Annotated in this window: 8 protein-coding genes; 6 read left to right on the top strand and 2 right to left on the bottom strand. The window is 74.4% G+C overall.

What is annotated here, in order from left to right; translation table 11 throughout:
• Positions 1-109: 109 nt before the first annotated feature.
• Both ACZ4WZ_RS29845 and ACZ4WZ_RS29850 read right to left on the bottom strand, forming a co-directional pair.
• Complete coding sequence (locus tag ACZ4WZ_RS29845) at positions 110-583, bottom strand: hypothetical protein (protein WP_467895327.1); 474 nt, start codon at positions 581-583, stop codon at positions 110-112.
• A 158-nt stretch (positions 584-741) separates the two neighbouring features.
• Positions 742-1,971 (bottom strand): nucleotide sugar dehydrogenase, encoded by a 1,230-nt coding sequence (locus ACZ4WZ_RS29850; RefSeq protein ID WP_467895330.1) that lies wholly within the window; start codon positions 1,969-1,971, stop codon positions 742-744.
• Between the two features lie 254 nt (positions 1,972-2,225).
• Here ACZ4WZ_RS29850 and ACZ4WZ_RS29855 point away from each other — a divergent pair, with 254 nt between their 5' ends.
• The 6 genes from ACZ4WZ_RS29855 (at position 2,226) to ACZ4WZ_RS29880 (ending at position 14,593) form a co-directional block, all read left to right on the top strand.
• Complete coding sequence (locus ACZ4WZ_RS29855) at positions 2,226-3,932, top strand: glycerol-3-phosphate dehydrogenase/oxidase (RefSeq protein WP_467895333.1); 1,707 nt, start codon at positions 2,226-2,228, stop codon at positions 3,930-3,932.
• A 247-nt stretch (positions 3,933-4,179) separates the two neighbouring features.
• Positions 4,180-6,699 carry a serine/threonine-protein kinase gene (locus tag ACZ4WZ_RS29860; RefSeq protein ID WP_467895336.1) on the top strand — a complete coding sequence of 840 codons (2,520 nt, stop codon included), beginning with the start codon at positions 4,180-4,182 and terminating at the stop codon, positions 6,697-6,699.
• A gap of 87 nt (positions 6,700-6,786) precedes the next feature.
• Complete coding sequence (locus ACZ4WZ_RS29865; protein ID WP_467895339.1) at positions 6,787-9,327, top strand: protein kinase; 2,541 nt, start codon at positions 6,787-6,789, stop codon at positions 9,325-9,327.
• A 114-nt stretch (positions 9,328-9,441) separates the two neighbouring features.
• Positions 9,442-11,070 (top strand): serine/threonine-protein kinase, encoded by a 1,629-nt coding sequence (locus ACZ4WZ_RS29870; protein ID WP_467895342.1) that lies wholly within the window; start codon positions 9,442-9,444, stop codon positions 11,068-11,070.
• A 103-nt stretch (positions 11,071-11,173) separates the two neighbouring features.
• A complete protein-coding gene (locus ACZ4WZ_RS29875) occupies positions 11,174-12,805 on the top strand; it encodes a succinic semialdehyde dehydrogenase (protein WP_467895345.1) in 1,632 nt (543 codons plus the stop codon).
• Between the two features lie 9 nt (positions 12,806-12,814).
• The gene (locus ACZ4WZ_RS29880; protein WP_467895347.1) at positions 12,815-14,593 is read left to right on the top strand and encodes a GMC oxidoreductase; all 1,779 of its coding nucleotides are present in this window, start codon (positions 12,815-12,817) and stop codon (positions 14,591-14,593) included.
• The last annotated feature ends 71 nt before the right edge of the window (positions 14,594-14,664 follow it).

Consider the following 14,664-nt stretch of genomic DNA (forward strand, 5'->3'; position numbering starts at 1 on the left):
TGATAGCCCAATCCCCCCCCCCCCCCCCCCCCCCTCCCCTCCCCCCCCCCCCCCCCCCCCCCCCCCCCCCCCCCCCCCCCCCCCCCTCCGGCGTGGGCGGTGCGGCCGGTCAGGCGTTGGCCTTCTTGGCCGCCCCGAAGGCGACGAGCACGCTGATGCCGATGTAGGCGAAGGCCCAGCCGTCCATGCTCTTCTGGGTGATGTCGTTCAGGCCGCTGATGCCGATCTTGTCGATCAACTCGGTCAGGCCGACCTTGTTGAGGTCGGCCAGGGCGAGCGCGAAGAGGAACATCTTCCCGAGGTAGACGCCGCCGATCGAAAGCAGGCCCGCGATCGCGGGCATGATCGGGCTGCGGCCGCCGATCTTTCCGGCGGCGAAGCCGACGAGGAGCCCGATGCCGATCGCGCCGAAGGCCCGCTCCCGGTCCATGGCGTACATGAGGCCGCCGTACGCGGCCGCCGCGATCAGTGCGGCCACGACGGCGGCCGCGACGCCCAGGCCGACGTTGCCGCCGCGGGCCGGTGCCGGGGCGGGGGCCTCGGTGGAGGGCGAGGGCGCGGGAGGCTGGAAGTTCTGGCTCATCGGGAAATCCCCCCCAGGGATTCGGGCGCACCGCGGCCGTCAGGCGTAAGTGCGGGATAAGTGACGCCGCAGGCTAACAGGGGACGGTGACATTCCAGCGGGAGATTCCGGTCGGATGATCGAACCGGAACCCGCCCGCGATCCGGGGAAGGGGCCGGTCAGAGGCGGTGGGCCGCGCCGGCGGGGCTGGCGCCGCGGGTGTCGAGGAGGAGCTGGGCCTTCACCGCCAGGCCCTGCATGTCGTACGTGCGGTGGTGCTGGAGCAGGATCGTCAGGTCGGCGTTCGCGGCGGCCTCGTAGAGCGAGTCGGCGCGCGGTACGGGCTGGTCGCGGACCCGCCAGCCCGCGATGTACGGGTCGTGGTAGCTGATCAGCGCCCCGAGGTCGAGGAGCCGGCTGGCGATCTCGCCGGCCGGGGAGCCCTCCTGGTCGGCGAGGTCGGGCTTGTAGGTGACGCCCAGCAGGAGGACGCGGGCCCCGCGCGCGGACTTGCCGTGTTCGTTCAGCAGGGTGGCGCAGCGCTGGATGACGTACTGCGGCATCCGGTTGTTGATCTCCTGCGCCAGGCCGACCATGCGCAGGGGGTGGCCGGGGGTGCGGGTGGTGTGGGGGAGGTAGTTGGGGTCGAGGGGGACGCCGTGGCCGCCGACGCCGGGGCCGGGACGGAAGGCCTGGAACCCGTACGGCTTGGTCTCGGCGCAGCGGATGACGTCCCACAGGTCGACGCCGAGGTCGTGGCAGAGGACGGCCATCTCGTTCATCAGGGCGATGTTGACGTGCCGGTAGTTGGTCTCCAGGAGCTGCACCGTCTCGGCCTCGCGCAGGCCGCGGGCCCGGACGACCTTGTCGGTGAGGCGGGCGTAGAAGGCGTGCGCGGACTCGGTGCAGGCGGGGGTGAGGCCGCCGATCACCCTGGGGGTGTTGGAGATGGTGTGGGTCCGGTTGCCCGGGTCCAGGCGGCTGGGGGAGTAGGCCAGGTGGAAGTCCCGGCCGGCCCGCAGGCCGGAGCCCTCCTCGAGGACGGGACGCAGGTAGTCCTCGGTGACGCCCGGGTGGGCGGCGGACTCGAGGATCACGGTGGTGTGCGGGCGCAGCCGGGCCGCGAGGGTGCGGCCGGCCTCGCCGACGGCCCCGAGGTCCAGCGCGCGGTCGGCGCCGAGCTGGGTGGGGGCGCAGATGACGGCGGTGCGGACCCGGCCGAGCTCGGCGGGGTTGGTGGTGACCCGGAAGCCGGCCGCCGACATGCGGCGGATCTCGGCGGCGGTGAGGGTGCTGTCCGTGGCGGGGCCGCTGTCGTAGCCGACGGTCTCGATTCCGGCGGCCACGGCCGCCTGGGCGAGGGGGAGGCCGAGGTGGCCGAGTCCGATGACGGCGAGATCTGCGGGCATGGGGGGCCGTCCCTTCCCTTCCCTGGCATGCATGAGGGGGCGGTGCGCGCAAGTCCTGTGGACGACTGGAGCTGGCGCAATGTCAGACTAGGCGTATATATGACAGATATGTCGCATTGTGGGGTGGTGGTCGCCGTTGTGTTGTCCACAGGCGGTGGCTGATGTGGGTGCGGCCGGTCAGAATCGTGGAGCGGGGGATGTGAGCGGGATCACCCGCACCGAGCGGGTACGGCCCGCACCAACGGGAGGCAGCCGTGAGGACAGCGACACTGGGACCGGCGCAGCGCTCGGAGGCGCTCGCCCGGATGGCCGAGCGGGAAATGGACGTGCTGGTCGTCGGTGCGGGGGTGGTCGGCGCGGGCACCGCACTGGACGCGGTCACCAGAGGCCTGTCGACGGGGCTGGTGGAGGCCCGTGACTGGGCGTCCGGGACGTCGAGCCGGTCGAGCAAGCTGATCCACGGGGGCCTGCGCTACCTGGAGATGCTCGACTTCGCGCTCGTACGGGAGGCGCTCAAGGAGCGCGGGCTGCTGCTGGAGCGGCTCGCCCCGCACCTGGTGAAGCCGGTGCCCTTCCTGTACCCGCTCCAGCACAAGGGCTGGGAGCGGTTCTACGCCGGCTCGGGCGTGGCCCTCTACGACGCGATGTCCGTCTCCAGCGGACACGGACGCGGGCTGCCCACCCACCGCCACCTCTCGCGCAAACGGGCCCTGCGCATCGCGCCGGCCCTGCGCAAGGACGCCCTGGTGGGCGCCCTCCAGTACTACGACGCCCAGATGGACGACGCCCGCTACGTCGCCACGCTGGTCCGGACGGCCGCGGCGTACGGGGCGCACTGCGCCAACCGGGCGAGGGTGGTCGGCTTCCTGCGCGAGGGCGAGCGGGTCGTCGGGGCGAAGGTGCGCGACGTCGAGAGCGGCGGCGAGTACGAGATCCGCGCGAAGCAGATCGTGAACGCGACCGGGGTGTGGACGGACGACACCCAGGCGCTCATCGGGGAGCGCGGGCAGTTCCACGTACGGGCCTCGAAGGGGATCCACCTGGTCGTCCCGAAGGACCGGATCCACTCGAACACCGGGCTGATCCTGCGGACCGAGAAGTCGGTGCTGTTCGTGATCCCGTGGGGCCGCCACTGGATCGTGGGGACCACCGACACGGACTGGGACCTGGACAAGGCACACCCGGCGGCGTCGAGCGCGGACATCGACTACCTGCTGGAGCACGTGAACTCGGTACTGGCCGTGCCGCTCACGCGGGACGACGTCCAGGGGGTGTACGCGGGCCTGCGGCCCCTGCTGGCCGGGGAGTCGGACGCGACCAGCAAGCTGTCCCGCGAGCACACCGTGGCCCACCCGGTGCCGGGCCTGGTCGTGGTGGCGGGCGGCAAGTACACGACGTACCGGGTCATGGCGAAGGACGCGGTCGACGAGGCGGTGCACGGGCTGGACCAGCGGGTCGCGGAGTGCGTGACGGAGGACGTGCCGCTGGTGGGGGCGGAGGGATACCGGGCCCTGTGGAACGGCCGCGCCCGCATCGCCGCCCGGACGGGGCTCCACGTGGTGCGGGTGGAACACCTGCTGAACCGCTACGGATCGCTGACGGAGGAACTGCTCGACCTGATCGCCGCCGACCCCGGGCTGGGGGAGCCGGTGACCGGGGCGGACGACTACCTGCGGGCGGAAATCGTCTACGCCGCCTCGCACGAGGGGGCGCGGCACCTGGACGACGTGCTGACGCGGCGGACCCGGATCTCCATCGAGACCTTCGACCGGGGCACGCGATCGGCGCGCGAGTGCGCGGAGTTGATGGCGCCGGTGCTGGGCTGGGACGAGCAGCAGATCGAGAAGGAGGTCGAGCACTACGGGAAGCGGGTCCAGGCGGAGCGGGAATCGCAGCGCCAGCCCGACGACCAGACGGCGGACGCGGCACGGCTGGGGGCGCCCGACATCGTTCCGTTCTGACGTCCCGCGCACGAAGCGCGCTGCGCCTCACGCCGCCTGACGGGCCGGAGCTCCGCGTCCGCACGGACGTCTTCCCGGCCCGGAAGCCGGGGCATCCTGTAGTTGGCCGGCAAAGGGAACCGCCGGACCCGGGGCTCCCGTCGGATGCGGAGTGAGCAACAATGAGGTTTCCGCCGGGGTGGATTACCGTGCCCCCCGGCGGCTGCCGATGCAGCCGGGGCAGGCTGCACGATCGCAGAGGGGACGCATGTCGAAGCCGGAGCACACCGAGTCGTCTGCCGGGGCGCCTACGGCGAAGCTGGATGGCGGGGCCGCGGCTGCTCCGGCGGACAGGCGCCCCGAGGAACCCGGGCCCACCGAGGACGCGGGGCCCGCCGACGACGCCGGTCCCGCGACGGCCGAGCCGTCCGCCGTGCCCCGGCCGCGGTCCGGCGCGACCGCGAACGGGCCCGCGTCCGCGGCGCAGGCGGATTCTGACGCCGCGAACGGCGCGAGCGCCGAAGCGGAATCCACTCCCGGAGACGCGAAGAAGCCCGGGGATGCCGCGCCCGGGGACGCGAAGCTCGGGGACGCGAGGCCCGAGGACGCCGCGCCCGAGGACGCGAGGCCCGAGGATGCGAAGCCCGGGGACGCGAAGCCCGAGGGCGCGAAGCCCGTGGGTACCGCGCCTGAGGACGCCGAGAAGCCCGGGGGCGCGGGCAAGGGTGGTTCCGGCGCCGTGAAGTCGGCGGCGAAGCCGCAGGCCGGCGCCGCGAAGGCGGAGGACGCCGGTTCCGGTGCCCCGCCCGTCAAGCCGGCCGCGGCGAAGGCCGTTCCCGCGAAGGCCGCGGCCGCGGAGGCGGACGCCGGCGAGGGCGACGCCGGCGAGACGGCCGAAGACGCCCGGCGCGCAGGGCGGTTGCTGGCCGGCCGGTACCGGCTGGGCGCCGTACTCGGCAAGGGCGGCATGGGCACCGTGTGGCGCGCCGAGGACGAGGTCCTCGGCCGGACGGTCGCCGTCAAGGAACTCCGCTTCGGCAACGGCGTCGACGAGGACGAGAAGCGCCGCCTCATCACCCGGACCCTCCGCGAGGCCAAGGCCATCGCGCGCATCCGCAGCGAAGGTGCCGTCACCGTCTTCGACGTGGTCGACGAGGACGCCCGGCCCTGGATCGTCATGGAGCTCATCGAGGGCTCCTCGCTCGCCGAGTTCGTCCGCGAGAACGGCCCGCTGACCCCGCACCGCGCGGCCGAGGTCGGCCTCGCCGTGCTCGACGTGCTCCGCGCCGCGCACCGGCAGGGGATCCTGCACCGCGACGTGAAGCCGTCCAACGTGCTCATCGCCGCCTCCGGCCGCGTCGTGCTCACCGACTTCGGCATCGCGCAGGTGGAGGGCGACCCCTCCATCACCTCCACCGGCATGCTCGTCGGCGCCCCTTCGTACATCTCCCCGGAGCGCGCCCGCGGCAGCAAGCCCGGCCCGCCCGCCGACATGTGGTCGCTCGGCGGCCTGCTGTACGCGGCCGTCGAGGGCGTGCCCCCGTACGACAAGGGCAACGCGCTCGCCACCCTGACCGCCGTGATGACCGAGCCCGTGGACCCGCCGCGGAACGCCGGCCCGCTGACCGAGGTCATCTACGGGCTGCTGGTCAAGGACCCGGCCCGGCGCCTCCGTGACGACCAGGCGCGGGCGATGCTCACCGCCGTGGTCAACGCCCCCGAGCCCGTGGCCGTCGAGCCGGACCCGCAGCCGGTCCCGCCGGCCGAGGAGACCCGCCCGATCTCCCTCACCAAGGCCGACGCGGCCGCCGAGAAGGCGGCGAAGAAGGAACGCGAGCGCCGTGAGCGCGAGCAGCGCGAGCGGACCCGCGCCGCGCTGAAGGCCACCCGCAAGGCGGCCGCCGCCGAGGCCGCCGCCGCTTCCGCGGCCCCGCCGGCCCGGCCCGCGCAGCCCGTGGCCCCCCTCACCGACGTGATGTCGCGCCGCACCATCGTGCTGGCCATAGCCGGTGTGGTCGTGGTCCTCGCGGTGCTCGGCTCGCTCATCGCGTACATGGTCAACGGTGACGACAAGGACGGCCGCGCGGACGAGGGCAAGGGCGGCCCCGGCCCGGCCGTGACGGGCAGCCCCTCGCCCGGCGGCTCCGCCGGCAACGCCCCGGCCTCGGCCGGTTCCTCGCCGAGCGCGAACCCGAGCGGCACGCCCGGCACGCCCGCACCCAGCAGCAGCGCAGACCAGGGCCAGGGCCAGGGACAGGGCCAGGGACAGGGGCAGAACCAGGGCCAGGGCCAGGGCCAGGGGGCCAGCCCCGGCGGCCCCGCCGCCGGACTCCCGGCCGGTTTCGCCACCGTGACGGACCTGCGGTACCACTTCTCGATGGCGATGCCCGAGGGCTTCCACCAGACCGACACCGCGGGTGCCGACTCCGGCGCTATATACAGCCGCGACGGCGGCTTCCCCCGGATCCAGGTCGACTACACCAACAGCCCGGGCAACGACGCCCGCCTCGCCTGGGCCAAGCTCGCCCCGGCCGTGGCGGGCAGCAGCAAGGGTTACCGCCAGATCCGCCTGGACACGGTGGACTACCGGGGCTACCCGACCGTCGCCGACTGGGAGTTCGAGCGGGAGCAGCAGGGCGTACGGGTACGCGTCCTCGACCGCGGCTTCAAGACGGACTCCACGCACGGTTACGCCATCATGATCAGCTGCGCGGCCGACCAGTGGGACGGCCCCGAATGCACGCAACTGCGCAACACCGCGTTCGAGACCTTCCAGCAGTTGGGCTGACGGGCTCTCCAAGCCCGGGACGCGGGCGGCCCCGGCGACGTATCGTGTCCGACGGGGGCCATGGGGACCGCACTCGGGGGAGGCGATGTGGAGGACTACGCCGGCCGGATCCTGTCCGACCGCTACCGTCTGCCGATTCCGCCGTCCGACGAGTACGAGCCGATGGAGACCCGCGCCTTCGACACGCGCAGCGGGCAGGAAGTCCTCGTACGGCAGGTGCCGCTGCCCGAGGTGGTGGACGCGGAGCTGCTCGACGGAACCAGTGCGCGGGCCGTGGCCGCCGGGGAACCGCCCGCCGTCCGGCGGGCGATCGCCGCCGCGCAGGCGGCCGCCTCCGTGCCCGACCATCCCCGCCTCGACCAGGTCTTCGACGTGTTCGCGGAGGACGGCTCGCTGTGGATAGTGAGCGAACTCGTCCCCGCCAGGCCGCTCGCCGCGCTGATCGCCGACGAACCGCTCAGCCCGTACCGGGCGGCGGAGGTGGCCTCCGACGTGCTGACCGCGCTGCGCGTGCTGCACGCGCACGGCTGGACGCACCGCAACATCACCGCGCGGACCGTGTTGATATGCGAGGACGGACGGGTCGTCCTGACGGGTCTGGCGGCCGGCGCCGCCGAGGACGCCCTCTGCGGGTACGACCCGGTGCCGCCGCCGGACACCGGGGAGCCGGGCGCCGACGCCGCATGGGGCAGCCCGCCGCCGTCCCCGGGGCAGGCTCCGCCCCCGCGCCCGGCGCCGCTCGGCACCCGCGACGAGGGGCCCCGGTACGCGCCGCTGGTGGCGCCCGGCTACGACACCGGGCCGCGCTACACGGACCACATCACCCCCGAGCCGGCCGGTTCCGCGCCGCCGCCGCAGGCCCGGCGGACGGCTCCGCCCGCGCCGCCCGCCCCGCCCGCGCAGGACCGGGCCGCCGCCGAGGCGGCCGCCCGCGCCGGGACCGTCGCCGCGTACCGGGCCGGAACCCGGGCCGCGACCGCCGAGGTGGCGCGGCAGCGCGGCCAGCGCGGCCCCGTGGTCGTGCCGGTGCTGCCGCCGACCGGCGCCACCCTGCCCCAGGAGTACGCGTACCCCTACGGGGGGCCCGGCACCGCCGCCGCCACCCCCTGGCACGGGGTGGCCCCGCGCCGCCCGGCCGAGCCGCAGCCCGAGCCGGAACCGCAGCCCGAGCCGGCGCCGGCGTCCGCGCCCCCGGCGGAGCCCCCGGCCGAGCCGTCCGCCGAGCCGGCCCGGCCCGCGCTGCCCGCCCAGCTCGCCCTCCCGCAGGGCTTCCGCCAGGCCGAGGCCCCCGCGCCGGCGCAGCCGCCGCGCCCCCCGGCCCCGCGCCCCCCGGCCCCGCGCCCGCCCCGCGCGCCCGCAGCCGCCGAGGTCCCCGCAGCCCCCGCGCCCCGTCCCCGCGAAGTGGGCGGGGCCTGGGGCGGCCCCCGCACCGGCCTCGACGCCGAGCGGGCCCGCCAGACCCGGATGGCCGTCGTCGGCCCCCTCACCGAGCGCTGGGCTCCCGAGCAGGCCGCCGGCCCCGTCCAGGGCAACTGGCAGTTGGCCGCGCCCATCGGCCCCGCCACCGATCTCTGGGCCCTCGGAGCCCTGTTGTACCGCGCCGTCCAGGGGCACGCCCCGTACCCCGAGGACAGCGTCGCGGAGCTCGTCGAGATGGTCTGCGCCGAGCCGCCCGCCTTCGCCGAGGACTGCGGCCCGCTGCGCCCCGTCGTGGAGTCACTGCTGCGCCAGGACCCCACCGAGCGGCCCGACTTCGAGGAGCTGCGCGGCTGGCTGCGCTCGCTGGTGCGCTCCGCCCCGGAGCCCGAGGGGGACTTCGCCGGGCTCCCGATGCCCGAGCCGGACCCGGCCCGGCTGCCGGTCGTACGCCGCCGCGGTGATCTGCACGGGCGCCACCGCAACGCCGCCGCCCCCCGCGGGCCGCGCTCCCTCGGCCGGTTCCTGCTGGTCGGCGTCCTGGCCCTGCTCGCGGGCGGGGTGGCGTACGCGATGCTCTTCATGCCGCGCGCGACGGACTCCGAGCAGCAGCCCACCGCCGCCCAGAGCCCGGCGGCGGCCTCCCCGGCGCCGCCGAGCCCCCGGCCGGACGCCGCGTCCGGCCCCGCGCGGCCGTCGGGCGGCACCCCGGGCGGCACCTCGGAGTCCAAGCCCGCCCCGCAGGGCGACGCGCCCGCGCCGGAGGGTTACACCGTCCAGCAGGACCCGGCGCACTTCAGCATCGCCGTGCCCAACGGCTGGGAGCGCCAGTCCCTCAACGAGGCCGGGCAGGTGCGCTACACCCAGGGCCAGTTCACCCTGATCGTCGTACCGGGCCGGGACCGGGTCGAGGGCGGCGGTCCGGATCCGCTGGGCTACCAGAAGGACAAGGAGCCCGAGCTGGCCCCGTACCGCAATTCCACCTGGGCCTCCGGCGGGGACGTCAAGTCCACCAAGGTGGGGCAGCAGTTGCGGGTCACGGGCCGCTACACCTGGATCGACGCCGCGGGCCGGTCCCTTTTCGCCCGTAATTTCGTCGTGGCGCTCGGCGGCGCCTACCACGTCGTCATGGTCACGGGTCCGGAGGACAACCAGGACAAGGTCACCGACGTCTTCGAGAAGGCAACGGCGAGTTACAAAGCCGGCGGCTGACGGGCGATCAGTACGGCGATTGCGTCACAGTGCTGTCTTACGGGCCCCGCCCGGTTCCGGCAGCGCCCGCAGGCTCCGTAATCTGGCGTGGAGTGCACAGAGCGGCGGGAATTCGTGGAACAGCAGACAGGCGCGGGTGCGGTGCTCGCGGGCCGGTACCGGCTCGTGGAGCCCATCGGCAGCGGCGGCATGGGGAAGGTGTGGCGCGCGCATGACGAGCTGCTGCACAGAACGGTCGCGGTCAAGGAACTGACGGCGGGGCTGTACGTGGCCCAGGCCGACCGGGAGGTCCTGCACGCCCGTACGCAGAAGGAGGCGCGGGCGGCGGCCCGGATCCAGCATCCGGCGGTCGTCACCGTCCACGACGTGCTGGAGCACGACGACCGGCCGTGGATCGTCATGGAGCACATCGACGGTCCCTCCCTGGCGGAGGCCGCCAAGGCCGCCGGCCGGATCGAGCCCCGCGAGGCGGCCCGGATCGGCCTGCACGTGCTGGGCGCGCTGCGCGCGGCGCACGCGGTCGGCGTGCTGCACCGGGACGTGAAGCCGGGCAACGTGCTGCTGGCCAAGGACGGCCGGGTGCTGCTGACCGACTTCGGGATCGCCGCGATCGAGGGCGACTCCTCGATCACGCGTACGGGTGAACTCGTCGGCTCCATCGACTACCTGGCTCCGGAGCGGGTCACCGGCGGCGCCCCCGACCCGTCCTCCGACCTGTGGTCGCTGGGCGCCACCCTCTACACGGCCGTCGAGGCCCGCTCTCCCTTCCGCCGCACCTCGCCGATCTCCAGCCTCCAGGCCGTGGTGAACGACGAGCCGCCCGTGCCGCGCCAGTCCGGCCCCCTGGGGCCGGTCATCACCGCGCTGCTGCGCAAGGACCCCGCCGAGCGCCCCTCGGCCGCGGAGGCCGAGCGGATGCTGCTGGAGGCGATGGAGGGCCGCGAGCCCAAGGCCGCCCAGGCGTACGTGCCCACCCGCGCGGTGAGCGACGAGGAGCGGGCCTCCGCCCGGGCGGACCTGCCCCCGGCAGCCGAGCCCGCCCCCGCGCCCGTCCAGGGCGCCACCGCCGCCCTGCCCGAGCGGCCCGCGGCCCCCGCCGGGCGTCCGCCGGGCCGGCTGCGGAGGGTGGCCGTGGTGGCCCTGGTGGCGGCGCTGCTCGGCGGCGGCGCCGTCTTCGGCCTGCTGAAGTACACCGGCGACGACGGGGACGCGGGCCAGGGCGGCGGCTCGGACAAGGGCACGAGCGCCACCGGCGGGCAGGCCGGCCACAAGGACCCGACCGGGCCGCCGGCCGGGTGGAACGAGGTCGTGGACCCGTCGGGCTTCACGCTGTTCGTGCCGCAGGGCTGGACGCGCCAGGCGGACGGCGACCAGATCGACTACACGGCGGACAACGGCAAGCACTTCATCCGGATCGCGGCGGATTCCTCCCCGGACTACAAGGACCCGTACGCGCACGTGCTGGACCTGGAGAAGCAGGTGCAGAAGCGGACGGACTACAAGCGGCAGAAGCTCAACCCGAACACCTTCCGGGACAGCACCGACGCCGTGCTGTGGGACTTCACGTGGACCGAGAAGGGCGTGCACGCCGGACCGCGCCGGGCCATCGAGCAGATGTACGTCGCCCCGAACGGCACCGAGTACGCGATCTACATGTCGGGCCCCACCGCCGACTGGGCCACCACCCGCCAGCAGTTCGACATCGTGCTCAGCGGCTGGGAGCCGTCCTCGAAGGGGAACTGAGCCGACCGCCCCCGGCCATCCTGCCAGCGATCACTGGCAGATTTGGCAAAATCCGGTTACCCACGGGTACCCAAAGGTCCGCCCGCGCAATACGCTCACCGCCATGACGGACTCGCAGGCCCCCGCCGCCCCCCTCCGCCCCGCACCGCAGCCCACCAACCCGGTCGCCCCGGCCCCGGCAGGCGCCCGCACCGCCGCCGACGTGGTGACCCCCGACCTGGTCACCCGGCTCACCCGCGGAGTGATCGGTTCCGGCCGCACCGCCAACCACACCCCGTTCACCGGGGCCGTGCTGGCGGACCTGCCAGAGGCCACCCCCGAGGACGTGGCCACCGCCTTCGCGAAGGCCCGCGCCGCCCAGCCCGCCTGGGCCGCGGTCCCCGTGCGCCGGCGGGCCGCCGTACTGCTGCGCTTCCACGACCTGGTCCTCGCCCGCCAGGCCGAGGTCCTCGACCTCATACAGCTGGAGACCGGCAAGGCCCGCCTGCACGCCCACGAGGAGGTCCAGGCCGTCGCCGTCGCCGCCCGCCACTACGGCCGCAAGGCGCCCTCGTACCTGCGCCCCAAGGGCCACACCGGCGCCATGCCCACCCTCACCAAGGTCACCGAGCTCCGCCAGCCGCGCGGCGTCGTCGGCCAGATCGCCCCCTGGAACTACCCCCTCGAACTCTCCGTCGGCGACGCCCTGCCCGCCTTCGTCTCGGGCAACGCCGTCGTCATGAAGCCCGACACCGAGACCGCGCTCACCGCCCTGTGGGCCCGCGACCTGCTCATCGAGGCCGGGCTGCCCGCCGAGGTCTTCCAGGTCGTCCTCGGCGAGGGCCCCGTCGTCGGCCCCGAGGTGGTCCGGCACGCCGACTACGTCTCCTTCACCGGCTCCACCCGCACCGGCCGCGAGGTCGCGCAGGGCGCGGCCGCCCGCCTGGTCGGCGTCTCCCTCGAACTCGGCGGCAAGAACGCCATGCTCGTCCTGCACGACGCCGACGTGGAGAAGGCCGCCGCCGGCGCCGTCCGCGCCTGCTTCTCCTCCGCCGGCCAGCTCTGCATCTCCATCGAACGGCTCTACGTCCACGCCTCCATAGCCGACGCCTTCGTCGAGCGCTTCGCCGCCCGCACCAGGGCGATGCGGCTCGGCAACTCCCTCGCCTACGGCGCCGACATGGGCTCGCTCGTCGGCGAACGCCAGCTGGAGACGGTGCGGCGGCACGTCGACGAGGCCGTCGCCAAGGGCGCCACCCTCGTCACCGGCGGCGTGGCCCGCCCCGACATCGGACCGCTCTTCTACGAGCCCACCATCCTCGACGGGGTCGAGGCACCCATGTCGGTCTGCGCCGAGGAGACCTTCGGCCCGGTCGTCTCGATCTACCGCTTCACCGACGAGGACGAGGCCGTCGCCCAGGCCAACGCCACCCCCTACGGGCTCAACTCCAGCGTCTGGACCAAGGACGCCCGCCGGGGCCACGCGGTCGCCGCCCGGCTGCGCACCGGCACCGTCAACATCAACGACGGCTACGCCCCCGCCTACGGCAGCGCCCAGGCCCCCATGGGCGGCATGAAGGAATCCGGCCTCGGCCGCCGGCACGGCTCCGAGGGCATCCTCAAGTACACCGAGGCGCAGACCGTCGCCCACCAGCGGCTGCTCCCGATGGCGCCCTCGCTCGGCATGGACGACGAGCAGTACGCCCGCTTCATGACCACCAGCCTCAAGGTCCTCAAGGCTCTCCGACTGCGCTAAGGGGCATCCGTGCCGTACGACTACGACGTCATCGTCATCGGATCGGGCTTCGGCGGCTCCGTCTCGGCGCTGCGCCTCACCGAGAAGGGCTACCGGGTCGGCGTCCTGGAGGCAGGACGCCGCTTCACCCGCGAGGGGCTGCCCCGCAACAGCTGGGACCTGCGCAACTACCTGTGGGCCCCCGCCCTCGGGCTGTACGGGATCCAGCGCATCCACCTCCTCGGGAACGTGATGGTGCTCGCGGGCGCCGGGGTCGGCGGCGGCTCGCTCAACTACGCCAACACCCTGTACGTGCCGCCCGCCGCCTTCTTCGAGGACCGGCAGTGGGCCTCCATCACCGACTGGCGGACGGAACTCGCCCCGTACTACGAGCAGGCCAAGCGGATGCTCGGCGTACGTCTCAACCCGACGCTCACCCCCTCCGACGTCCACCTGAAGGCCGTCGCGGAGAAGATGGGCGTCGGGGACTCCTTCCACATGGCGCCGGTGGGCGTCTTCTTCGGCGACGGCGAGGACGCCGGCGGGCAGCCGAAGGTCCGCCCCGGCCAGGAGGTCGCCGACCCGTACTTCGGCGGCGCCGGACCCGCCCGCAAGGCCTGCACCGAGTGCGGCGAGTGCATGACGGGCTGCCGGCACGGCGCGAAGAACACCCTCAACGAGAACTACCTGTACCTGGCCGAGCGGGCCGGCGCCGTCATCCACCCCATGACCACCGTCACCGCGCTCGCCGAGCACCCCGACGGCGGCTACCGGGTCCGCACCGTTCCCACCGACCGGCGCCGCACCGCCCGCGCCCGGGTGCTGCGCGCCCGGTACGTGGTGGTCGCGGCGGGCACGTACGGCACCCAGACCCTGCTGCACACCATGAAGGACCTCGGCGAGCTGCCCCGGATCTCCGACCGGCTCGGCGACCTGACCCGGACCAACTCCGAGGGCCTGGTCGGGGCCCAGACCGACGACCGCCGCTACGCCAAGCGCCACGGCGGGGCCCGGGCGGACTTCACCCGGGGCGTGGCCATCACCTCGTCCGTGCACCCCGACGCCGACACCCACATCGAGCCGGTCCGCTACGGCAAGGGCTCCAACGCCATGGGGTTCCTGACGATCCTCCAGGTGCCGCACGCCCGGCACCGGGTACGGGCCTGGTTCGCCCGCACCGCCACGCACCCGGTGCAGCTGCTGCGCTCCCTGTCGAACCGGCGCTGGTCGGAGCGGACCATCATCGGCCTGGTCATGCAGTCCCTGGACAACTCGCTGACCACCTACCGCAGGCCCGGTGGCCCCGGAAAGGGCCTGCTGACCGCCCGCCAGGGCCACGGCGCGCCCAACCCGGTGCAGATCGCGGAGGCCACCCGGGCGGCGACCCTGCTGGCCGAGGAGATCAACGGCTTCCCGGGCAGCAACATCGGCGAGCTGATGGGCACCCCGCTGACCGCGCACTTCCTCGGCGGCTGCCCGATCGGCGCCTCGGCGGAGGAGGGCGTGGTGGACCCGTACCACCGGCTGTACGGACATCCGGGCATCTCGGTGGTCGACGGTTCGGCGGTCTCCGCCAACCTCGGGGTCAACCCGTCCCTGACCATCACGGCGCAGGCGGAGCGGGCGATGTCGTACTGGCCGAACAAGGGCGAGGCGGACCGGCGGCCCGCGCAGGGGGCGGCGTACGAGCGGCTGGAGGCGGTGGAGCCGATCCGTCCGGCCGTGCCCAAGGAGGCCTTCGGCGCGCTGCGGCTGCCCTTCCTCGCGGTTCCCGAAGTCCCGCCCCGGCAACCGGAACCCGGGCACTGACACCGGGCGACTGACGACGGTGAGTACCGCGCTCCCCCTCCGAGCGCGGTACTCACCGCGGTACATGAGTG

This window comes from Streptomyces sp. NPDC029122, assembly GCF_055569445.1.